This window comes from Pseudomonas sp. B1(2018) (genome assembly GCF_003097365.1).
GTDB lineage: Bacteria > Pseudomonadota > Gammaproteobacteria > Pseudomonadales > Pseudomonadaceae > Aquipseudomonas > Aquipseudomonas laurylsulfatiphila.
This window is the reverse complement of sequence record NZ_PYUK01000017.1, coordinates 37,804-59,709: the sequence shown is the minus strand read 5'-3', so window position 1 is coordinate 59,709 and position 21,906 is coordinate 37,804. Positions and strand designations below refer to the sequence as shown.

General features: G+C 61.8%; 21 protein-coding genes. 5 read left to right on the top strand and 16 right to left on the bottom strand.

The window, feature by feature from the left end; translation table 11 throughout:
- Positions 1–41: 41 nt before the first annotated feature.
- The gene (locus C9422_RS23730; RefSeq protein WP_116582343.1) at positions 42–578 is read left to right on the top strand and encodes a TetR/AcrR family transcriptional regulator; all 537 of its coding nucleotides are present in this window, start codon (positions 42–44) and stop codon (positions 576–578) included.
- 230 nt (positions 579–808) lie between these two features.
- Complete coding sequence (locus C9422_RS23725; protein WP_116582342.1) at positions 809–4,279, top strand: PAS domain-containing hybrid sensor histidine kinase/response regulator; 3,471 nt, start codon at positions 809–811, stop codon at positions 4,277–4,279.
- Between the two features lie 147 nt (positions 4,280–4,426).
- Here the strand turns inward: C9422_RS23725 and rmuC are convergent, their stop codons facing one another.
- Both rmuC and C9422_RS23715 read right to left on the bottom strand, forming a co-directional pair.
- Positions 4,427–5,791, bottom strand: a complete 1,365-nt coding sequence (gene rmuC / locus C9422_RS23720) for a DNA recombination protein RmuC (protein WP_165824811.1) — start codon at positions 5,789–5,791, stop codon at positions 4,427–4,429.
- Between the two features lie 175 nt (positions 5,792–5,966).
- Positions 5,967–6,290 (bottom strand): sel1 repeat family protein, encoded by a 324-nt coding sequence (locus C9422_RS23715; RefSeq protein WP_015096151.1) that lies wholly within the window; start codon positions 6,288–6,290, stop codon positions 5,967–5,969.
- A gap of 1,008 nt (positions 6,291–7,298) precedes the next feature.
- Between C9422_RS23715 and C9422_RS23705 the strand changes: the two genes are divergently transcribed.
- From C9422_RS23705 to C9422_RS23695, 3 genes are all read left to right on the top strand, one after another.
- Positions 7,299–7,523: a hypothetical protein gene (locus C9422_RS23705; protein ID WP_007898912.1), complete on the top strand. Its 225-nt coding sequence runs from the start codon at positions 7,299–7,301 to the stop codon at positions 7,521–7,523.
- 557 nt (positions 7,524–8,080) lie between these two features.
- Positions 8,081–8,563: a hypothetical protein gene (locus tag C9422_RS23700; RefSeq protein WP_007977587.1), complete on the top strand. Its 483-nt coding sequence runs from the start codon at positions 8,081–8,083 to the stop codon at positions 8,561–8,563.
- 146 nt (positions 8,564–8,709) lie between these two features.
- Positions 8,710–9,981: an OmpP1/FadL family transporter gene (locus C9422_RS23695; protein ID WP_116582339.1), complete on the top strand. Its 1,272-nt coding sequence runs from the start codon at positions 8,710–8,712 to the stop codon at positions 9,979–9,981.
- 257 nt (positions 9,982–10,238) lie between these two features.
- Here the strand turns inward: C9422_RS23695 and C9422_RS23690 are convergent, their stop codons facing one another.
- From C9422_RS23690 to cobO, 14 genes are all read right to left on the bottom strand, one after another.
- Entirely contained in the window at positions 10,239–10,805 is a 567-nt protein-coding gene (locus C9422_RS23690) for a glutathione peroxidase (RefSeq protein ID WP_116582338.1), read from the bottom strand.
- 54 nt (positions 10,806–10,859) lie between these two features.
- Positions 10,860–10,982 (bottom strand): hypothetical protein, encoded by a 123-nt coding sequence (locus C9422_RS32650; RefSeq protein ID WP_007977581.1) that lies wholly within the window; start codon positions 10,980–10,982, stop codon positions 10,860–10,862.
- Positions 10,979–12,187 carry an MFS transporter gene (locus C9422_RS23685; RefSeq protein ID WP_116582337.1) on the bottom strand — a complete coding sequence of 403 codons (1,209 nt, stop codon included), beginning with the start codon at positions 12,185–12,187 and terminating at the stop codon, positions 10,979–10,981. Before C9422_RS23685 ends, C9422_RS32650 begins: the two co-directional genes overlap by 4 nt.
- A gap of 52 nt (positions 12,188–12,239) precedes the next feature.
- Positions 12,240–12,644: a MarR family winged helix-turn-helix transcriptional regulator gene (locus C9422_RS23680; RefSeq protein WP_046037619.1), complete on the bottom strand. Its 405-nt coding sequence runs from the start codon at positions 12,642–12,644 to the stop codon at positions 12,240–12,242.
- Between the two features lie 187 nt (positions 12,645–12,831).
- On the bottom strand, positions 12,832–13,563 hold the full coding sequence (locus C9422_RS23675) for an adenosylcobinamide-GDP ribazoletransferase (protein WP_116582336.1): 732 nt from the start codon (positions 13,561–13,563) through the stop codon (positions 12,832–12,834).
- A gap of 2 nt (positions 13,564–13,565) precedes the next feature.
- A complete protein-coding gene (cobC, locus tag C9422_RS23670) occupies positions 13,566–14,141 on the bottom strand; it encodes an alpha-ribazole phosphatase family protein (RefSeq protein WP_116582335.1) in 576 nt (191 codons plus the stop codon).
- Positions 14,138–15,193 carry a nicotinate-nucleotide--dimethylbenzimidazole phosphoribosyltransferase gene (cobT, locus tag C9422_RS23665; protein WP_116582334.1) on the bottom strand — a complete coding sequence of 352 codons (1,056 nt, stop codon included), beginning with the start codon at positions 15,191–15,193 and terminating at the stop codon, positions 14,138–14,140. The genes cobC and cobT overlap by 4 nt, the downstream gene beginning before the upstream one ends.
- Positions 15,190–15,711 carry a bifunctional adenosylcobinamide kinase/adenosylcobinamide-phosphate guanylyltransferase gene (gene cobU / locus C9422_RS23660; protein ID WP_116582333.1) on the bottom strand — a complete coding sequence of 174 codons (522 nt, stop codon included), beginning with the start codon at positions 15,709–15,711 and terminating at the stop codon, positions 15,190–15,192. Before cobU ends, cobT begins: the two co-directional genes overlap by 4 nt.
- 122 nt (positions 15,712–15,833) lie before the next feature.
- Positions 15,834–17,285 carry a cobyric acid synthase gene (locus C9422_RS23650; RefSeq protein WP_116582331.1) on the bottom strand — a complete coding sequence of 484 codons (1,452 nt, stop codon included), beginning with the start codon at positions 17,283–17,285 and terminating at the stop codon, positions 15,834–15,836.
- On the bottom strand, positions 17,282–18,274 hold the full coding sequence (cobD, locus tag C9422_RS23645; RefSeq protein ID WP_116582330.1) for a threonine-phosphate decarboxylase CobD: 993 nt from the start codon (positions 18,272–18,274) through the stop codon (positions 17,282–17,284). The genes C9422_RS23650 and cobD overlap by 4 nt, the downstream gene beginning before the upstream one ends.
- A complete protein-coding gene (gene cbiB / locus C9422_RS23640) occupies positions 18,267–19,175 on the bottom strand; it encodes an adenosylcobinamide-phosphate synthase CbiB (RefSeq protein WP_116582329.1) in 909 nt (302 codons plus the stop codon). The genes cobD and cbiB overlap by 8 nt, the downstream gene beginning before the upstream one ends.
- A complete protein-coding gene (gene bluB, locus C9422_RS23635; RefSeq protein WP_116582328.1) occupies positions 19,172–19,822 on the bottom strand; it encodes a 5,6-dimethylbenzimidazole synthase in 651 nt (216 codons plus the stop codon). Before bluB ends, cbiB begins: the two co-directional genes overlap by 4 nt.
- The gene (locus C9422_RS23630; protein ID WP_116582327.1) at positions 19,819–21,234 is read right to left on the bottom strand and encodes a cobyrinate a,c-diamide synthase; all 1,416 of its coding nucleotides are present in this window, start codon (positions 21,232–21,234) and stop codon (positions 19,819–19,821) included. Before C9422_RS23630 ends, bluB begins: the two co-directional genes overlap by 4 nt.
- Complete coding sequence (gene cobO / locus C9422_RS23625) at positions 21,231–21,842, bottom strand: cob(I)yrinic acid a,c-diamide adenosyltransferase (RefSeq protein WP_007984541.1); 612 nt, start codon at positions 21,840–21,842, stop codon at positions 21,231–21,233. The genes C9422_RS23630 and cobO overlap by 4 nt, the downstream gene beginning before the upstream one ends.
- Positions 21,843–21,906: the final 64 nt, after the last annotated feature.

Below are 21,906 nucleotides of genomic sequence, written 5' to 3'. Positions count from 1 at the left end.
TGTGTTAAGGTCCGAGGCATGGCTTTTACAGGAACCCCAGGATGACAGCTCCCACCTTACGCCCGGGCGGACGCAGCGCACGGGTACAAGAGTCGATTCATTCGGCCGTGCGTCAACTCCTCGAGGAGCAGGACCGCGCCAGCCTGACCGTGCCGCAAATTGCTGCGCGTGCAGGCGTTACCCCCTCGACCATCTATCGACGCTGGGGGGATTTGTCGGCGCTGCTGGCCGACGTCGCCCTCGCCCGCATGCAGCCCGACAACGACCCCACCCACACCGGCAGCCTGCGTGGGGATATTCGAGCCTGGGCGGAACAGTACCTGGACGAAATGAGCTCCGAACCTGGCCGCAACATGCTGCGCGACGTACAGGCGGCGCTCAAGCCAAGTTACTGCGCGACGATCATTGGCGGGCAGTTGCAGACGATCCTCGACCGTTTTCCCAACGAGCCCGTGCCGGGTGTCGATCGGCTGATCAACCTGATCGCCGCCCCCATCGTTTTCCGCATTCTGTTTTCCGAGGCCGCGCTGGAGGTTGAAGAGCTGCATCGGTTGATCGAGATTGCGTTGATTCCGTAATACCGCTATTCGCGAGCAAGCCCGCTCCCACAGGTGATCGCGTTTATCCTGATTGAACGCGACCGTAATGTGGGAGCGGGCTTGCTCGCGAAGAGGCCCACCCAGACACTGCAAAATCCCCTGCGACACCCCGCCACGCCACGACCTTGGTCGACACTGACTAACACCGGCGGTCGTGCGAGACTGTCTGTCCGGGCGGGAGGTCCGGGTATCTTTTGTCTGGAGTCCCCATGTCGCTGTCCACCGGGCTGATTGCCGCCGTCGCCCTGGCCTATATGGCCATCATGTTCGCCATCGCCTTCTATGGCGACCGTCGCAGCGCGCCCTTGCCGCCGCGTGTGCGCGCCTGGGTGTACAGCCTGTCGCTGGCGGTCTATTGCACCAGTTGGACGTTCTTCGGCGCCGTGGGCCAGGCCGCCGAACAGCTCTGGTCGTTCCTGCCGATCTACCTCGGGCCGATCCTGTTGCTGGTCGGCGCGCCGTGGGTCCTGCAGAAAATGGTGATGATCAGCAAACAGGAGAACATCACCTCGATCGCCGACTTCATCGCCGCGCGCTATGGCAAATCCCAGTCACTGGCGGTGGTGGTGGCGCTGATTTGCCTGGTCGGCGTGCTGCCCTATATCGCGTTGCAGCTCAAAGGCATTGTGCTCGGCGTGAACCTGCTGATCGGCGCCGGCGCCGACGCCATGGGCACCCGGGCCCAGGACACGGCGTTGATCGTGTCGCTGGTGCTGGCGCTGTTCACCATCGTCTTCGGTACCCGCAACCTCGACGCCACGGAGCACCACCGCGGCATGGTGCTGGCCATTGCCTTCGAGTCACTGGTCAAGCTGTTCGCGTTTCTCGCGGTCGGCGCGTTCGTGACCTACGGCCTGTACGACGGTTTCGACGACCTGTTCGACCAGGCCATGCTGGCGCCGCGCCTCGAACAGTACTGGAAGGAAACCATCAACTGGCCGTCGATGGTGGTGCAGACCGGTGTGGCGATGATGGCGATCATTTGCTTGCCGCGGCAGTTCCACGTGACCGTTGTCGAGAACATCGATCCCCAGGACCTGCGCCTGGCCAAGTGGGTATTCCCGGCCTACCTCGCCCTGGCTGCCTTGTTTGTCGTGCCGATCGCCCTGGCCGGCCAGATGCTGCTGCCCAGCTCGGTATTGCCGGACTCGTTCGTCATCAGCCTGCCCCTGGCGCAGGCGCATCCGGCGCTGGCCCTGCTGGCGTTTATCGGTGGCGCATCGGCGGCCACCGGCATGGTGATCGTGGCCAGCGTGGCACTGTCGACCATGGTGTCCAACGACATGCTGCTGCCCTGGCTGCTGCGTCGCAACAATGCCGAGCGCCCGTTCGAAGTGTTCCGCCAGTGGATGTTGTCGGTGCGCCGCGTCAGCATTGTGGTCATTCTGCTGCTGGCCTATGTCAGTTACCGCCTGCTGGGCTCGACCGCCAGCCTGGCGACCATCGGCCAGATCGCCTTCGCCGCCGTGACCCAACTGGCCCCCGCCATGCTGGGTGCGCTGTACTGGAAACAGGCCAACCGCCGCGGTGTTTTCGCCGGCCTCGCCGCAGGTACCTTCCTGTGGTTCTACACCCTGATCCTGCCGATCGCCGCCCTCAGCCTCGGCGTTTCCTTGAGCACATTCCCGGGGCTGGCGTGGTTGCACAGCAATCCACTGAACCTTCCGATCACCCCGCTGACCCAGGGCGTGGTGCTATCGCTGGCGGGCAACTTCACGCTCTTCGCCTGGGTCTCGGTGCTGTCGCGCACCCGGGTTTCCGAGCACTGGCAGGCGGGTCGCTTCATCGGCCAGGAAATCAGTGCCCGCCCCAGCGCGCGCTCGATGCTGGCAGTGCAGATCGACGACCTGCTGCAACTGGCGGCGCGCTTCGTCGGCGAAGAACGCGCCCGCCAGAGCTTCATCCGTTTTGCCTATCGCCAGGGCAAAGGCTTCAACCCGAACCAGAACGCCGACGGTGAATGGATCGCCCACACCGAACGCCTGCTGGCCGGTGTGCTGGGTGCCTCTTCGACCCGCGCAGTGGTCAAAGCCGCCATCGAAGGCCGGGAGATGCAACTGGAGGACGTCGTGCGCATCGCCGACGAAGCCTCGGAGGTGCTGCAGTTCAACCGCGCCTTGCTGCAAGGCGCCATCGAGAACATCACCCAGGGCATCAGCGTGGTCGACCAGTCGCTGAAACTGGTGGCCTGGAACCGTCGCTACCTGGAATTGTTCAACTACCCGGACGGCTTGATCAGTGTCGGTCGGCCGATCGCCGACATCATTCGCCACAATGCCGAGCGTGGCCTGTGCGGCCCCGGCGAAGCCGAAGTTCACGTCGCGCGTCGCCTGCACTGGATGCGCCAGGGCCGCGCGCATACCTCCGAGCGCCTTTTCCCCAACGGCCGGGTGATCGAGCTGATTGGCAACCCGATGCCGGGTGGCGGCTTCGTCATGAGTTTCACCGACATCACCGCGTTCCGCGAAGCCGAGCAGGCGCTGACCGAAGCCAACGAAGGCCTGGAGCAACGGGTCACCGAACGGACCCACGAACTGTCCCAGCTCAACGTCGCCCTGACCGAAGCCAAGGGCATCGCCGAGGCGGCCAACCAGTCCAAGACCCGTTTCCTCGCGGCCGTCAGCCATGACTTGATGCAACCGCTGAATGCGGCACGCCTGTTCTCCGCCGCCCTCTCCCATCAACACGATGGACTCTCCGGCGAAGCGCAGAAGCTTGTCGGACACCTGGACAGCTCGCTGCGCTCGGCCGAGGACCTGATCAGCGACCTGCTGGACATCTCCCGCCTGGAGAACGGCAAGATCAACCCGAATCGCCAGCCGTTCGCGCTCAATGAACTGTTCGATACCCTCGGTACAGAGTTCAAGGTGCTGGCGCAGGAACAAGGCCTGGAGTTCCGCGTTCGCGGCAGCGCGCTGCGGGTCGACAGCGACATCAAGCTGCTGCGGCGAATTTTGCAGAACTTCCTGACCAATGCGTTTCGCTACGGCAAAGGGCCGGTACTACTCGGCGTTCGTCGGCACAAGGAAGCATTGAGCCTGGAAGTCTGGGACCGTGGGCCGGGTATTCCGGAAGATAAACAACAGGTGATTTTCGAAGAATTCAAGCGCCTCGACAGCCATCAGACACGGGCGGAAAAAGGCCTCGGCCTGGGGCTGGCCATTGCCGACGGGCTATGCCGCGTGCTCGGCCATACCTTGCGCGTGCGCTCCTGGCCGGGACGTGGCAGCGTGTTCAGCGTCAGCGTACCGCTGGCCAAGGCGCAAAACGCAGCGCCGGTAAAAGTCGCCGAGCTTAATGGCAAATTGCTCAATGGCGCGCAGGTGCTGTGCATCGATAACGAGGACAGCATCCTGATCGGCATGAACAGTTTGCTCAGCCGTTGGGGTTGCCAGGTCTGGACCGCACGCAATCGCGAGGAGTGCGCAACGCTACTGGGCGAAGGCATGCGCCCGCAATTGGCGCTGGTGGATTACCACCTCGATCATGGCGAAACCGGAACCGACCTGATGGCCTGGTTGCGCACGCAAATGGGCGAGCCGGTTCCTGGCGTGGTGATCAGTGCCGATGGCCGACCGGAGACGGTCGACAAGGTGCATGCAGCAGGGCTGGATTACCTGGCCAAACCGGTGAAACCGGCGGCGTTGCGGGCGTTGTTGAGTCGGTATTTGCCTCTGTAGCGAGGTTTAACACAGCCTCCTGTGGCGAGGGGGCTTGCCCCCGTTGGGCCGCGCAGCGGTCCCCATACCATTTGGACTGTCTGACGACTGCTACGCAGCCGGACGGGAGCAAGCTCCCTCGCCACAGGGTCCACGCTCGACCGGGGGCTACTCCGGCAACTCGACCAACCCATCGATATCGGTCATCGCCCGCTCCAGCAAATCCGCCGGCAGACTCTTGCTCGCCCGTGCGCCCAGCAGCTTGAGTTGCTCACTGCGACTGACCAGGTTGCCACGCCCCTCTGTCAGCTTGTTGCGTGCCGAACTGTAGGCTTTGTCCAGTTGCTGCAGGCGATTGCCGACTTCGTCCAGATCCTGAATGAACAGCACGAACTTGTCGTACAGCCACCCGGCCCGCTCGGCGATTTCCCGGGCGTTCTGGCTCTGGCGCTCCTGTTTCCACAGACTGTCGATGACACGCAGGGTCGCCAGTAACGTGGTGGGGCTGACGATCACGATGTTGCGGTCGAATGCCTCCTGAAACAGCGTTGGCTCAGCCTGCAACGCGGCAGAAAACGCCGCCTCGATCGGCACGAAGAGCAACACGAAATCCAGGCTGTGCAAGCCATCGAGGCGCTTGTAATCCTTGCCGGCCAGGCCTTTGACGTGATTGCGCAATGAAAGTACGTGCTGCTTGATGGCGATCTGGCCGATGGCCTCGTCTTCAGCCGCCACGTATTGCTGATAGGCGGTCAGGCTGACCTTGGAGTCGACCACCACCTGCTTGTCCCCCGGCAGATAGATGATCACGTCCGGCTGGAAGCGCTCGCCGTCCGGTCCCTTGAGATTGACCTGAGTCTGGTACTCACGGCCCTTCTCCAGCCCTGCATGCTCAAGCACACGTTCAAGAATCAGTTCGCCCCAGTTGCCCTGGGTCTTCTGCCCTTTCAAGGCGCGGGTCAGGTTGGTGGCTTCGTCGCTCAAGCGCAAATTCAGCTGTTGCAGGCGCTCCAGTTCCTTGGCCAGGGAGAAACGCTCACGGGCCTCGTTCTGATAGCTTTCCTCGACACGCTTTTCGAAGGACTGGATGCGCTCCTTGAGCGGATCGAGCAACTGTCCCAGACGCTGCTGGCTGGTTTCGGCAAAACGCTGCTCGCGCTCATCGAAAATCTTCCCCGCCAGCTCGGCAAACTGCGCGCGCAATTCGTCCCGCGAACCTTGCAGGTCTTCAAGGCGCTGCTGATGGCTGTCTTGTTGCTCGCGCAATTCGGCATTGAGCGACGCAGCCTGGGCATCCAGACGGCGCAGTTCGGCGTCTTTGCCGGCGCGCTCGATATTCCACGCGTGGGCCGCATCCCGGGCGTCGTCGCGCTCGATCTGCAACAGTTCGACTTCACGACGCAATGCAGCCAGATCAGCCTGCTTGGCGGAGTTGGCCTGGGTCAGATCAGCGATTTCATCGCGGCTGGACTCCAGTTGTGCATTCAAGCCGTCCTGTGCCAGTTGCGCCATGGCCAGGCGCTCCTGCAGCAGTGCAACGTCTGCTTGCGTGGTGCTGGCCCGACGCTGAAGTTGCCAGGCCAATACCAGCAACGGCAACCCTGCCGCTGCCAGACCCAGCAACACGCTGGTCAAGTCCATTGCCATAGCCACTCCTGCCATTCGGGTAAAGCCTGAAGGTTAACCAAGGCGTCCGGTCTTGGACAGCTCAGTCTTCGATCAGCCCCAGTTCCTGTTGAGCGCGGCGATCGCCTGCGCGGGCGGCCTGACGCAACAGGTCCTGACCGATACGGCGGTCCCGGGCATTCCCGCATTCGCGGCACATCAACTGGCCAAGGCGACTTTGCGCAGCCACCACGCCCTCACGGGCCGGTTGCTTGAGCAGACGTCCGGCGATGTGTTTGACGTTGGGGTTTTCGCCCAGGTGCGGACTGTCCAACAGCCACTCTGCCACGCGCATGGAAAAGCGCTTGGTAGGGGCAACAGAGGGTGGTGTGGAGGTAGAGGAAACAGGGGCTGAGCGAAACTTCATAAAGCACTGTGGGGCAGATCGGAAGGCGCGCAACTTTACTCTCTTTTTCTTACAGGTAAAGCTGAAAATGTCCCGGCACGCCCGTCCTAGAGCAAGCGCTCGGGACAATCCACAGAAGCTGTGGATAACTCAGTGGACAACCGCCCTTGAACCCGCTCAAAGCCCTGTGGAATGGGGTTCGCAGTCAAACTGACGATTTTTTCACCAGTAAAAAAAAGCGATGTTTTTCATTGACTTAAATTTTGGTTACAGGCAGCCATTGCGCTTGAACCTGAGATGACAGCGGGGTGACAGACTCTGCAACTAATGTGCACAAGTGCCTTTGCGACGGTTATATCAACGCACTTTTTCGGCGCGTTTTTTTTGTCATGCCTGGGGATAAGCTCTGGCAAACCCGGTTTTTAGACGGCTGCGTTGCTATCAACGTCGATGACCGATGGTCGGATTTTGTTGTGCTACAGGGCCTATCCATCGGAGGCAGCGCCGCTTCATACGCTGGTCTGCAAGGTAAAGCAGCCCGATCGAGCCCCGTCGGGGAGTCCTTTTTTGCTAACACACTTCCCTTATCCAGTTCAATCCGTTAGTATCCGCGGCGTTAGTACCAAGCTGAAAGTCAATTCTGGTCGAACAAATCCCCCCGGTCAGCCTTCCCGACGGAAGCCTCCACCGAACAAGCGGGATCGACCACCTCGATGGTTTCCAGGTAAATCTTGCGCCGACACGACCTTTGAATCGAAAACAAAGGGTGTTGCTCCGCCTGCCTACTCTGCTCGAACCAACCTGCAAATTGATCAGGATCTTCACCCCGGGCCCAGAACCTTTGCCCTTGATGTGTTGCCTGCCCTCCTAAGTACCTACCTGCCAGCCCAAGCGCGCCAACTTATCAGCGCTTCAAACTGGCTGCTTTGTTCCAGTCGGGTTCTTCGTTCGATCAATGGTGATCGACGTTACTGGAACGTTTTAACGTTGCACGGTTCTTATCCGTGTCATTTGTAGGAACACCCAATAATGTCTACTCAAATCCACACTCAGGATGCCATTCGCACCCTAACCAACGCTTTTGCACCAATGAACTGCCTGATCATGGCCGCTCGCAAAGGCTGCTTCAGCTTCACCCTGGTCAACGAACACGGCATCGCTCGTCACAGCGAACGCCTGTACCCCGATCAATACTCCAGCGCCGAACCGCTGCAGGCCGTGATCGAGCGTACCCGTCAGGCCCTGGTTGCCTGAAACGCCAGAAAGGCTGAAAAAACCGAAAGCCCTGCCCGAAAAGCAGGGCTTTTTTATTGGTTGCCCGGAGCAAGCTCGCCCCTATACAGCCCGCCGCGATCGGCCTCTCGAGGGGGCGTGCACCGCAAAAGCACCGCGAGGCGAGCTAACGCTCGGCCTCGTTTTTGTGGTGCACATGTTCCCCTGTAGGAGCTGCCGGAGGCTGCGATCTTTTGATCTTGATCTTCAGTAATTTCCAGATCGCAAAAGCAAAATCAAAAAATCGCAGCCTTCGGCAGCTCCTACAGATATTTGGTTATCTGTATTCCCCCCGGGATTCCGTGAAGAACCTTTTTCATTGCCCGATGTTTCCCCACCCTCGAGCCACGACTAAGCACGATCAGATATAAGGGTTATAACTGTTCGCTGGAAATATTTTAAAAACAGTCCTTTACAGCGCGAATATGACACTACACTTCAACTCAAGCGGCTTGACCCGCTTGCGGCGAGCCTGAACCGATTCACAGCTGCCAAGCCCCCTTCAGGTATCGCCGTCCAATTCAGGTTTCGAGGGTTTTATGGGTATCGCTGCCAGCGAACTGTGTCGCTATGTGATTCGTCCGACATTGATCTACCTCGGACGCCATAGCGCTACTGCCGAATCCCTGCTGCTGGGCATTGCCGCCAGCCAGTCAGCCCTTGGTTCCGCCCTGCATGACCGCCGTGGGCACGGCCTGTACCGCATCGCCGAGCCCCGCCACCAGGCACTTTGGGACCATTACCTGGCCCTTGATCCGGAGCGTGCAAGCCTGGTCCGCGGCCTGGCCAGCCAGCATGCGTTTCTGAGCGGCCCGCACCTCGAGTTGACCGTCAACCTGCGTTACGCCACAGCCATCGCCTGGCTGCTGGTGGAGGAACAGAATACCCCCCTCCCCTCCCCTGATGATTTGTTGGGCATGGCCAGGATCTGGCGCCAGACATTTCATCCCCAAGGGCGTCTGCGTGATTTCACCAGCGCCTGGCAAACCTGTGTTTCACCTCTGAATCAGGTAGCCTGCTGACTCTTCTGGATCCAAACATCGCGCAACAGGCGGTGATTTTGGTCTGATTGTCCTACAAAACCGCTCTAAATCAAGGCATACAGCCTATGGCGCCGGGACGAAAATATTGGTAATTTTCGCCCCGGTGATCACCAGGAGTTCTAATAATGAAAAAAGTAATGCTCAAAACCACCCTTAGTCTCGCCGTTGCCATGGCATCCACCCAGATTTTCGCAAGTGGCTTTGCCCTCAACGAACAAAGCATCAGCGGGATGGGTACAGGTTTTGCCGGGCGATCTTCTGCTGCCGACGACGCATCCACCATTGCTGGCAACCCTGCCGGCATGTCCCGCATCAAGCGCGAACAAGTGACCGGCGGTGTTGCATTCATCGACGCGCACACCGACATCAGTGATGCCAGCTCCCGTCCGAACGGCGGCACCAACAAAGGTGACATGGTCCCTTTCATGGGCGTGCCGATGGGTTACTACGTCAAACCCATCGACGACCACTGGGCATTCGGTATCGGCGTGTACGCACCATTCGGTCTGGTCACCGACTACGAAAACAACTTTGCCGGCCGTTACTTCGGCAGCAAGAGCGAAGTTAAAATCGTCACCCTGCAACCGACTGTCAGCTACGCCTTCAACGACAAGGTCTCCATCGGTTTCGGCCCGACCATCAACCGCATCGACGGCACCCTGGAGTCGAACCTGTCGATCACCCAGGCCGCGCCAGACGGCAAGGTCAAGATCGAAGGTGACGACACTGCGCTGGGCTACAACATCGGCGTGCTGGTTCAAGCCACCGACAGCACCCGCGTCGGCCTGACCTACCACTCGAAAGTGAAGTACAAGCTCGAAGGCAACACCAAGGTCAACTACAACGTGCTGGGCTTGATCGGCCAGAATCCGAACCAGAAATACGACGCTTCGCTGGACCTGACCACACCTGAATCGGTGGACTTCTCGGTCACTCACCAGCTTGACGACAAGTGGACTCTGTACGCAGGCAGCACCTGGACCCGCTGGAGCCGCCTGAAAGAAATCACCGTTGAAAACTCAGGTGTTCCAGCCGTTCTGAATGGCCAGTTCGGTACCATCACCGAAGAACAGAACTGGCACGACACCTGGGCTCACGCCATCGGCGCGTCCTACCAGCTGAACAAGCAATGGGTACTGCGTACCGGTCTGTCCGTTGACCAGGCACCGACCAACAACGTCGACCGCTCTCCGCGCATCCCGACGGGCGATCGCAAAATTTTCAGCGTGGGCGCCGGCTGGAGTCCGACCGACGACCTGACCATCGACCTGGCGTATTCGTACCTGCGCGAAGAATCGGTCAAGGTCAACAACAGCAACGACCGCGGCCAAAGCTACAACGCCAAGTATGAAAACTACGCAAACGGTTTCGGACTCGGTGCAACCTACCGCTTCTGATGATTCCCGGCGAGCCTGAACCGCTCGCCACCGGATTCAAAAAAGCCCCGCTCTCTTCACAGAGGCGGGGCTTTTTTGGTTCTTCACGGAATCCCGCGGAATACAGATTTCGTGTAGGAGCTGCCGAAGGCTGCGATCTTTTGACCTTGATCTTGATCTTCAACTATCTCCAGATCGCAAAAGCAAGATCAAAAGATCGCAGCCTTCGGCAGCTCCTACAAGGGAACGTGTGCACCACCAAACAACGAGGCCGAACGTCAGGGGGCAGAAGCAAGCGGTGGCGAAGCCAGGGCTTTTTCTACCGCGGCGATGAACTCGGGATCATCCGGTTTGGTCAGGCTGGAGAAACTGGCGATCACCTTGCCCTGGCGATCCACCACATACTTGTAGAAATTCCACTTCGGCGCACTGGTTTGACGGGCGAGGACTTTGAACAAGTGCGTCGCATCGTCGCCACGAACCTTTTGTGGTTCAGTCATGGTGAAAGTCACGCCGTAGTTGGCATAGCAGACTTTCGCCGTCTCGGCGCTGTCTTTGGACTCCTGCTTGAAGTCGTTTGACGGCACGCCGAGTATTTCCAACCCTTGCCCCTTGTAGTGCTGATTGAGTGCCTCAAGGCCCTCGAACTGCGGTGCGAACCCGCAGAAACTGGCGGTGTTGACCACTACCAGCGGTTTATCGGCGTAACGCTGGCACAGGTCGATGGACTCCTTGGCCCGCAACTTCGGCAGCGAGCCCTGCAGCACCTCCGGACAATCAGCGGCCCAAGCCAGCCCGGACAACGTCATCAGCAACGCGGGAACAGCACACCAGCGCTTGAGCATCTCGAGCATCCTTGATAATTCGTCAAAAGCGACGTTACTCGCCCTCGCCGCTCACTAGCAAGCACCCATGCCCAACTGCATCAGCGCCAGCCCGCCCTGATGCCAGCCCCACCACGACAACGCCAGCAACAAGGCGCAGACAGCGGCTACAGCGATGCGTGGCCAAAGGCTGTTCATGTCGCACTCATTTGAGTTTGCAGGCGTGCCACCGGCCGCTCACGCACCGGCCAGTTGAGGGCGGCGGCCAACAGGCTCAAGAGAATTGCCACTTGCCAGATCAAGTCATAACTCCCGGTTCGGTCATACACCACCCCGCCCAGCCAGCCGCCCAGGAATGAACCGAGCTGGTGAAACAGGAAAACAATCCCACCGAGCATGGACAGGTTTCGCACGCCGAACAAGGTCGCCACCGTACCGTTGGTCAACGGTACCGTCGACAGCCACAGGAAACCCATGGCCATGCCGAACAGGTAGGCCGTGGTGGTGGTCACCGGCGCCCACAGGAACAACGCAATGACCACCGCCCGCAGCAAATACAAACCGGTGAGCAAACGCGGCTTGGACATGCGCCCGCCGAGCCACCCGGCGGTATAGGTGCCGAAAATGTTGAACAGGCCGATCAGCGCCAGCACCGTGGTGCCGACCGTGGCCGGTAGATGTTGGTCCACCAGGTAGGCCGGCAAGTGCACGCCGATGAACACCACCTGGAATCCGCAGACAAAAAAGCCGAACGCCAGTAGCCAGAATCCGGAATGCGAGCAGGCTTCGCTCAGTGCTTCGCCAAGGGTTTGTTCGTGGCCCAGGACGGGCAACGGCTTGTCCTTGAGCATGCTCACCAGCGGTACGATCAGCGCCACCAGCAAGCCCAGCGCGAGTAACGCCGCGGACCAGCCAAGCCATCCGATCAAACCGAGCGTGCCGGGCAACATCGCGAACTGGCCGAACGAGCCGGCAGCACTGGCGATCCCCATGCCCATGCTGCGCTTTTCCGGCGGTACTGCGCGGCCGACCACCCCCAGAATCACCGAGAACGACGTGCCGGACAGCCCGATGCCGATCAACAGGCCGGCGCTCAGAGACAGAGTCACTGCCGAGTCGGAGAGCCCCATGCAAATCAGCCCGGCTGCGTACAGGACGCCACCGATCAGTACCACTTTCGCCGCGCCGAAGCGGTCGGCCAGCGCGCCGGTGAATGGCTGGGCGAGGCCCCAGATCAGGTTCTGCAAGGCGATGGCGAAGGCAAAGACTTCACGACCCCAGCCGAACTCGGCACTCATCGGCGCCAGAAACAGCCCGAAGCCATGTCGAACCCCCAGAGACAACGCAAGGATCAGCGCACTCCCCAACAGAACCCAACCGCACGTACGCCACATCGATGTCATTGTTGTTCTCCGGTAGCGGGTATATACCCGCTTATGTTCGGAAAAACCGGCATCACGCCAGTTCGTCCAGCAGCTTCAGTAAGGTTTCGCGCTTCTCGGCACCCAGGCGATCGATCAAGCGCTGCTGTGCGGCTTCCCAGGCCGGCAAGGCAGCCTTGAGGCGCTCTGCCCCGGCCTCGGTCAGCAGGACAATGCGGTTGCGCATGTCCTCGCCCTCGACCAGTGTCACCAGGCCGTCACCCTCCAGCACCCGCAAATTGCGCCCCAAGGTGCTGCGATCCAGGCCCATGGCCTCGGCCAGGGTTGAAATGCTCGGCTGATCCAGACGCTGCAGATTGCACAGCAAAGAATACTGCGCAACGTTGATCCCGAAGCCGTCGAGAGCGCCGTCGTAATGCCTGCTGACGCCACGGGCGGCGCGACGCAGGTTGATGCATAAACATTGGGAATCGAGCATGGTGCGTGTATATACCCGTGAGCGTGTTAAATCAAGTTACAAGGGAGTGGCGCCTGTTAGATCGCCATCGCGAGCAAGCTCGCTCCCACAGTGATTTTCGGTGTGCCCACTATTTTGTCAACAATACAGAAACCCTGTGGGAGCGGGCTTGCCCGCGAAGAGGCCAGAACAGTCACCATCACTGCGCTCAGACTAATCCCAATTCAACCAACACCCCTACCTCCAGCAACTCCAGCATCGCCCCTGCCGTGTCCCCCGTCGTGCCACCCAACCGCCGCAGCATCACCTGCCGCAGCCAGACAAACCCGAGAACCGCCAACACCACCGCCACCACACCACTCAAACCGGCAATCAAAACACATGCCAGCGCACTGACCGCCAACACCTGCCGGCCCGCCGAACGCGGAAGATGATCGGCCAATGCCTGCCCCAGGCCACCGGCACGCACATAGGGTGTGGTCAGGAACAGGCCGAGCAACGCGCTGCGACCGATCAACGGCACGATGACCAATGCCAGCGAATTCGGTTGCCCGATCAGCGCCAGTAGCGCAGTGAACTTGAGCAACAACAGCAGCACCAGCGTCACCACGGCGATCGGCCCGCTGCGCGGGTCTTTCATGATGGTCAGCGTACGCTCACGGTCGCCAAAACCGCCGAGCCAGGCATCGGCGCTGTCCGCCAGGCCATCGAGATGCAACCCGCCGCTGAGCAGCACCCAAACACTCAGCAACAACGCCGCGTGCAGCAACGCCGGCGCACCCTGCAACAGCCAGCTCACGGCCCACAGAATCACGCCAAAGAGCAATCCCACCAACGGATAAAACAGCAGTGACCGCCCCAGTTCCCCAGGCTCAGGCATGCCGGGCAGGCGAATCGGCAGGCTGCTGAGAAATTGCAGGGCGATCCAGAATGGCAACATGGTCAGAGCACTTCCTTCAATAAACCAGCGGACTCCATCGTCAGCGAAAACAGTGCGCCATGCCCGACCTCAACGTTGAGCAGCTGCTCTCGCGGCAGCCCGCGAGCTTGTGCCAGCAACAGGCGCATCACCCCGCCGTGGCTGACCAGCAGAATGCGCTCACCGGCACAGGTCGCGTGCAAACGCTCCAGCGCTGCCAGCACCCGTGTCGAAAAGTCCGCAACCGGCTCGCCCTGAGGCGGCGTGAACGAGTAAGGATCGGCCCAGAACAAGCCCAGCGCCTGCGCGTCGGTTTCCATCAACGCCGCCGCGCTTTGCCCTTCCCAGGCGCCGAAATGCAACTCTTGCAGGTCTTTATCCAATTGCACCGGCACACCCAGTTGCGCACCGAGTTCCTCGGCAAACCGCGCACAACGCTGCAACGGCGAACTGATCAACCGATCCCATGGCCCCTGCCCGACCACGGCGGCGCGCATCTGCGCCCAGCCCGTGTCGGTCAAGGCATCATCAATGCTGCCGCGCAACCCGCCGCCGAATTCGGTTTCACCGTGACGCAACAGATCCACGCGCAGGGTCATGCCGGACGATCTGCCACGGCGGCTTCGGCGAAAGTTGCCATTTGCCCGTGCAGATCGCACGCCAGACGCAACAGCGGCACAGCCAATGCAGCGCCACTGCCTTCGCCAAGCCGCAGACCAAGATCGAGCAAGGGTTGCGCATCCAGGGTTTCCAGCACATGACGGTGCCCCGGCTCGGCGCCGCGATGACCGAACAACAGCCACTGACGGCATTCAGGATTCAAGCGCACCGCGACCAACGCAGCGACACTGCAGATGAAGCCGTCCACCAGCACCGCGACACCTTCTTGAGCACAGGCGAGATAGGCACCGACCAGCGCGGCAATCTCGAAGCCACCAAGATTGAACAGGGTCTGCAAGGCATCGTCACGCTGTGCGCCATGCAATGCCAAGGCGCGCCCGATCACCTGGGCCTTGTGGCTGACACCTTCGGCATTGAGCCCGGTGCCAGGTCCGGTCAAATGGCCCACCGGGCAATCGAGCAAGGCACAGGCCAGGGCGCTGGCAGCGGTGGTGTTGCCAATGCCCATTTCGCCACCGATGAACAACTGCGCACCGCTGGCCATCGCCCGCTGCACGCTGTCACGGCCGGCCTGCAAAGCGAGTTGTCCCTGGGCTTCGGTCATGGCCGGTCCCTGTACGAAATTCGCCGTGCCCGGGCCGACGTTCAGGTGACGCACACCGGGCAGATTCAGCGACGGCGTCACCGTGCCAAGGTCAACCACCTCAAGGGAAGCGCCCAGTTGCCGCGCCAACACGCTGATCGCCGCACCACCGCTGACGAAGTTGAGCAGCATCTGCCCGGTGACTTCCTGGGGAAAGGCCGACACGCCCTCGGCGACCACGCCATGGTCGCCGGCAAATATCGCGATCCACACCTGTTCCAGACTCGGCTTGACCCGCCCCTGCAATCCCGCCAGTTGCACCGCCACCGATTCCAGCTGACCGAGGGAGCCGGCCGGTTTTGTCAGTTGCTGTTGCCGCGCCAGTGCCTGTTCGACCGCTTGGGTATCGACCGGCCGGCACGGGTTCAGCCACCAGGATTGAGTCATAACGCAGTTCCTTTCAGAGTCAGGGGCAGGCCGGCGACGGTCAGGACGACACGCTGACAGCGCTCAGCCAGAGCTTGATGCAGCCAACCGGCTTCATCGACATAGCGGCGAGTCAATTCGCCCAGCGGCACGACACCCATTCCGGTCTCGTTGCTGACAAAAATGATTTCACCCGGCAGCGACGCCAGGCAGTCCAGCAGGGCATCACGCTCGGCGGCCAGGCGCCCGGCATCGTCGAGCATCAGCAGGTTGGTCAGCCACAGGGTCAGGCAATCCACCAGCAGGCAGTGGTCGGCCCGTGCGCTCTCACGCAGTACCCGGGCCAGTTCCAGGGGTTCTTCAATCAGCGCCCATTCGGCAGGACGACGGGCACGGTGATGGGCGACCCGCTCGCTCATTTCACCATCCAGTGGCTGGCTGGTGGCGATATAGGTCACGGCCAGGGCGCTGTCGATGGCGAGTTTTTCAGCCAGGCGACTCTTGCCGGAGCGGGCGCCGCCGAGGATCAGTTGGAGCATGGTTACATCCTTTCAAATAGACGGTGTGGCCACTTCAGTCTTCGCGAGCAAGCCCGCTCCCACATTGGAACGCGATCAACTGTGGGAGCGGGCTTGCTCGCGAAGAGGCCAGAGCTCTCACCTCAGATTCCACAGAGTTTCCGCAACAGTCCGGTATCCAGATGCTTCTCCACCAGATCCGCCAGCCGCTCGATATCGCGCTCGCGCAAGGCGTGATAATCCACGTCCTGCACCTCCTGCAAACCGGCCCAGCGCAACAGCGCACTGCACGCTGTCGGCGATTCGAACAGCCCGTGCAGGTAGGTGCCGAAAATCTGCCCGTCCGCACTTTGCGCGCCATCGCAGCGACCGTCATCCAGTTGCACGGCAGCGTTTTCCAGCGCCGGTCCGGTGGTCACGCCAGCATGGATTTCATAACCCGATACCGGCGCATCTTCCAGCGCCAGGCGACCGCACACATTGCGCAGCTGTTTCTCTTGTTCGAGCCGGGTCTGGAACGCCAGCAACCCCAAACCGGCACTGGAGCCCGGCGCGCCCTCAAGGCCCAGCGGGTCATGCACCTGCTCACCGAGCATCTGCAGGCCACCACAGATCCCCAGCAGTTTTCCGCCGTAACGCAGATGCCGGGCGATCGCGGTTTCCCAGCCGTTGGCCCGCAGGTACGCGAGGTCGCTGCGGACACTTTTCGAACCAGGAAGAATGATCAGGTCGGCAGGCGGAACCGCCTGGCCGGGCCCGATGAATTGCAGGTCCACTTGCGGATGCAGGCGCAGCGGATCGAAATCGGTGTGATTGCTGATGCGCGGCAGCACCGGCACCACGACTTTCAGCACCCGATCGGCTTTATCGGTCTGGCGTTGATCGATGCCGTCCTCGGCCTCCAGGTGCAGATCCATCACGTACGGCAGCACGCCGATCACCGGTTTGCCGGTGCGTTCTTCAAGCCAGTCGAGACCGGGTTGCAGCAACGCGATGTCACCGCGAAAACGATTGATGATGAAGCCTTTGACCCGCGCCTGTTCGCTCGGCGACAGCAGTTCGAGGGTACCCACCAGATGGGCGAACACCCCGCCGCGATTGATATCGGCAATCAGCAACACCGGACAATCCACCGCTTCGGCGAAGCCCATGTTGGCGATGTCGCCGGCGCGCAAATTGATTTCCGCCGGCGAGCCTGCGCCTTCGACCATCACCAGTGGATAGGCCGCGCTCAAGCGCTCGTGGGAGGCCAGCACCGCCTGCATGGCGATGCTTTTGTAGTCGTGATAGGCGACGGCGTTCATGGTCGTGACGGCGCGGCCATGGATGATGACCTGGGCACCGGTGTCACTGTTGGGCTTGAGCAATACCGGATTCATGTCGGTATGCGGTTCGAGGTGCGCGGCCTGGGCCTGAACTGCCTGGGCACGGCCAATCTCGCCGCCGTCGGCGGTCACCGCACTATTGAGTGCCATGTTCTGCGGCTTGAACGGCACTACCCTGACACCCTGACGCGTAGCCCAACGGCACAACGCAGTCACCAGCGTGCTTTTACCGGCATCCGACGTGGTGCCCTGCACCATCAGCGTGGTCATTGCTTTTCCTTGGCGAAATCTTCGAATGCCTGCGCCAGCCGCACCCAGGCGGCTTCGTCACCGGGCAGGCCGAATCGCAGGCTGCTGTTGTGCGTGAACAACCGCAGGAGAATGCCGCGCCGGGCCATGAACTCATGCAGTGCTTCGGCGCGCTCGGTGATCAGCCACTGGAACAACGCACAGCCGCCATGGGGCTCGAAGCCATGTTGCTGCAGCAAAGACGCCAGGCGCTCACTGGCCTCTTCGGTGCGCAGCCGTTGCCGCGTTTGCCCCTCGGTATCGCGCAGGCAGGCCTGCCCCACTACCCGGGTCGCCCCGCTCACAGCCCAGGGCCCCACCTGTTCTGCCAGCAACTTGAGCAACTTGCGCTCGGCCAGCACAAACCCCAGGCGCACGCCGGCCAGGCCGAAGAACTTGCCGAAGGAGCGCAAGACGATCAGCCCGACTTGATGGGCAAACGGCGCCAGGCTCAGTTGCGGCGTGTTATCCATGAACGCTTCGTCCACCACCAGCCAGCCACCGCGCTGGGCCAGTCGCGTGTGCCAGTCGAGCAGGCGACTGGGGGTGAGGCTCAGGCCCGTGGGGTTATTCGGATTGACCACCACCAGCACGTCGATGCTGTCGATGAAGAAGTCGACTTCCTGCTCCAGCACTTCCCGCACGATGTAGCCGTTGCGACGCCACGCTTCGGCGTGCTCGGCGTAGCACGGCGACAGCACGCCGACCTTGCCCGCCCGACGCAATCGCGGCAGCAGCTGGATCGCCATTTGCGAACCTGCCACCGGCAATGCCTGCAAGGTGCCGTAGTAATCACAGGCTGCCTGTTCCAGACCATCGTCCGCCTCCGGCAAACGGGCCCAGGCCCGCAGCGGAATATCCGGCACCGGGAACGGCCAGGGCGCCAGGCCCGTCGACAAGTCCAGCCAGTCGGCTTCATCTATGCCGTATTCGAGCGCCGCCTTGCGCAATCGTCCACCGTGCTCAAGCATAAAATTCGGCCCCCAGGCAGAGAATCAGCAGCCATAACCATACCCCGCGCTGGACCAGTTGCCAGCCCCGGTCAATGGAGTCGGCGTCCGCGGGCACGCCTTCGCCCAGTTGCGGACGCTGGTGCAGTTCGCCGTGATAAATCGCCGCCCCGCCCAATTCGACGCCAAGGGCCCCCGCGCCTGCCGCCATCACCGGGCCGGCGTTCGGACTGTCCCAGGTCGGACCCTGGGTGCGCCAGCATTTCAACGCCAGCCGGGTTTTGCCCAGCAGCGCATAAGTCAGTGCCACCAGACGCGCTGGAATGTAATTGAGCAGGTCGTCGATCTTCGCCGCCGCCCAGCCGAACCGTTCGAAGCGCTCATTGCGATAGCCCCACATCGCATCCAGCGTATTGCTCAGGCGATAGAGCACCACGCCCGGCGCCCCGGCCACGGCAAACCAGAACAACGCGGCGAACACCGCGTCGCTGCCGTTTTCCAGCACCGACTCGGTGGCGGCACGGGCGACTTCGGTTTTATCCAGGTCACTGGTTTTACGGCTGACCAGATAACTCACACGCTTGCGCGCCTCATCAAGGTCATCACCGCGCAAGGCCTTGGCCACCGGCGTGACGTGTTCACCGAGGCTGCGCATGCCGAGGGCGCAATAGAGCGCGAGAATCTCGACAATCCAGCCGATGTAAGGCGCCCAGGAGAATGCCGTGACCAACAGCACCAGCGGCAGCACGGCGATCACCCACGCAGTGACGCCATGGCTGCGCCAGCCGCGACCGCCGCCGTTGAAACGTTGCTCGATGCGATCGGCAAAACGGCCGAACGCCACCAGCGGATGCCAGCGTTTGGGTTCACCCAGCAGCGCATCCAGCGCAACCGCGGCGACACTCAACAACGCCACACTCATTGACTCACTCCCCAATAGTTCTCATACAGCAATTCATGCAGCGGACGCGCCTGCGCCCAGCCTTCGAGCACCAGCATCGGTGCCGGGTAGAACGTCTTCACCGGTCCCAGGCACAGCACCGCCAGCGGTTTGGCACCCGGCGGCAGCCTCAACAAGTCCGCCAGTGCCTGGGGTTCGAACAGCGACACCCAGCCCATCCCCAGCCCTTCGGCACGGGACGCGAGCCACAGGTTCTGGATGGCACAGGACAGCGAGGCCATGTCCATTTCCGGCAAGGTGCGGCGACCGAAGATATGCTGCTCACGGTCGTCCATCAGTGCGGCGACCAGGACCTCGGCGCAATCGTTGATGCCTTCCACCTTGAGCTTCATGAACTCGTCGCTGCGCTCGCCGAGGGCTTCGGCGGTGCGCACGCGCTCCTCTTCCACGAGCCCCTGGATTTGCCCGCGCAAGGCGCGATCACTGATGCGGATGAAGCGCCAAGGCTGCATCAGGCCGACACTGGGTGCCTGGTGCGCAGCCTCGAGCAGGCGCTGGAGCAACTCGGGCTCGACCGTACCGCCGCTAAAGTGGCGCATGTCGCGGCGCTCGCCGATGGCGCGGTAGACCGCTGCGCGTTCGGCTTCGGTGAATGCGTTGTCGGTCATGGCCTCTTCGCGGGCAAGCCCGCTCCCACATTTAAAGGTGAGCGGCCTGAAGAAATGCATTCCCCTGTGGGAGCGGCGGTGCGGCGATCCGACTTGCTCGCGAAGGCGGCTTCAAGGTCCGGCGCAAACAGCGCGGCAATCGCCGAGGGATTGGACGGAAAATAAAAGTGCACATAAGAGGCAGTCATCCGCCCCTCACGATAAACCGCCTCCGCTCCGCGCCCGCCGTTAGGGCTCACGCCTCGAGCAATCGGCGTCAGTTCAGTGCTGGTCAGCGAATGGTGATAGGTGTGCCCGCGCAGCGAACCTTCCGGCAGTTCCACCGCTTGCAACGCCAGCGCGGCCAGACGCTTTTGCATGACCGCATCACCGGCCAGCAAGCCCGCCAGTTCGGCGCGAGTGCCCTCGACATCGGTCAGGGAGTCGAGCAGATACAGCATGCCGCCACACTCGGCGAGCAAGGGTTTGCCCGCGCGGTGGTGGGCGCGGATCGCCTCGAGCATCGCCGTGTTTTGCGCCAGCGCGACATGGTGCAGCTCCGGGTAACCGCCCGGCAGATACAGGCTGTCCGCCTCCGGCAATTGGCGGTCGCGGATCGGCGAGAAGAACGACAGTTCAGCGCCCATCGCCCGCAGTAAATCCAGGCTCGCACCGTAGGTGAATGCAAAGGCCTCATCACGGGCCACAGCAATGCGCACACCGGCCAGTAGCGGCTCGGCAGCAATGGCATCCGGTGCGGCGAACTCGACTGCCGGTGGCAGCGCGACCTCGCAACTGCTGGCCAGGGCGTCGGCTGCCGCATCGAGGCGCAGGTCGAGATCGTTCAGTTCACTGGCTTGCACCAGCCCCAGGTGTCGGCTCGGCAGTTCAATTCCGGTTTCCCGGGACAGCGCGCCGTACCAGCGCAATCCTTCAGTCAGGCTGCCTTCGAGCAATTGCGCGTGGCGCAGCGTGCCGACGCGATTGGCCAGCACGCCAGCGAACGGCAAGTCCGGCTGATAACGCGCCAGTCCCAGGGCCAGTGCGCCGAAGGTCTGGGCCATGGCGGTGCCGTCGATTACACCCAGCACCGGCACACCAAAATGCCGCGCCAGATCGGCGCTCGACGGCGTACCGTCGAACAGCCCCATGACGCCTTCGATCAGGATCAGGTCGGCTTCAGCGGCCGCTTCCCACAGCAACCGGCGACTCTCCTGCTCGCCGACCATCCACATGTCCAGTTGATACACCGGTGCACCGCTGGCGCGTTCGAGGATCATCGGATCGAGAAAGTCGGGGCCGCACTTGAACACGCGAACCTTGCGCCCCTGATTGCGATGCAATCGGGCCAGCGCCGCGGTGACGGTGGTCTTGCCCTGGCCGGAGGCCGGCGCGGCAATCAGTACCGCCGGGCAATGACGAGGCTGGCTCACAGCTCGACGCCTTTCTGCGCTTTGATCCCGGCCTGGAACGCGTGCTTGATCATGCCCATTTCGGTGACCGTGTCGGCCATCTCGATCATTTCCGGCTTGGCGGCACGCCCGGTGACCACCACGTGTTGCATCGGCGGCCGGGCCTGCAAGTCGCTGAGCACCTGATCGAGATCGAGGTAGCCGTGCTTGAGGGCGATGTTCAGCTCATCCAGCACCACCAGGCCGATGGACGGATCGCGCAGCAGTTCCCGGGACACCGCCCACGCCGCTTCGGCGGCAGCGATGTCGCGCTGACGGTCCTGGGTTTCCCAGGTGAACCCTTCGCCCATCACATGAAAACGCACCTGCTCGGGAAAGCGCCGGAAGAACAACTCTTCGCCGGTACTGTTACGGCCCTTGATGAACTGCACCACGCCGCATTGCATGCCGTGCCCCATGGCGCGGGCGAGCATGCCGAAGGCCGAACTGCTCTTGCCCTTACCGTTGCCGGTCAGCACCAGCAACAGACCACACTCGTTCGGGGAATTGGCGATGCGCTCGTCGATCACGGCTTTTTTGCGCTGCATGCGCGCCAGGTGGCGTTCGTCACGATCGGGGGTATCAGTCATGGGGGAGCTCTCCGTTGAGGCAGGAATAACGGCGGGCAGGCACAGCAATAGAAGGCAACAAGCC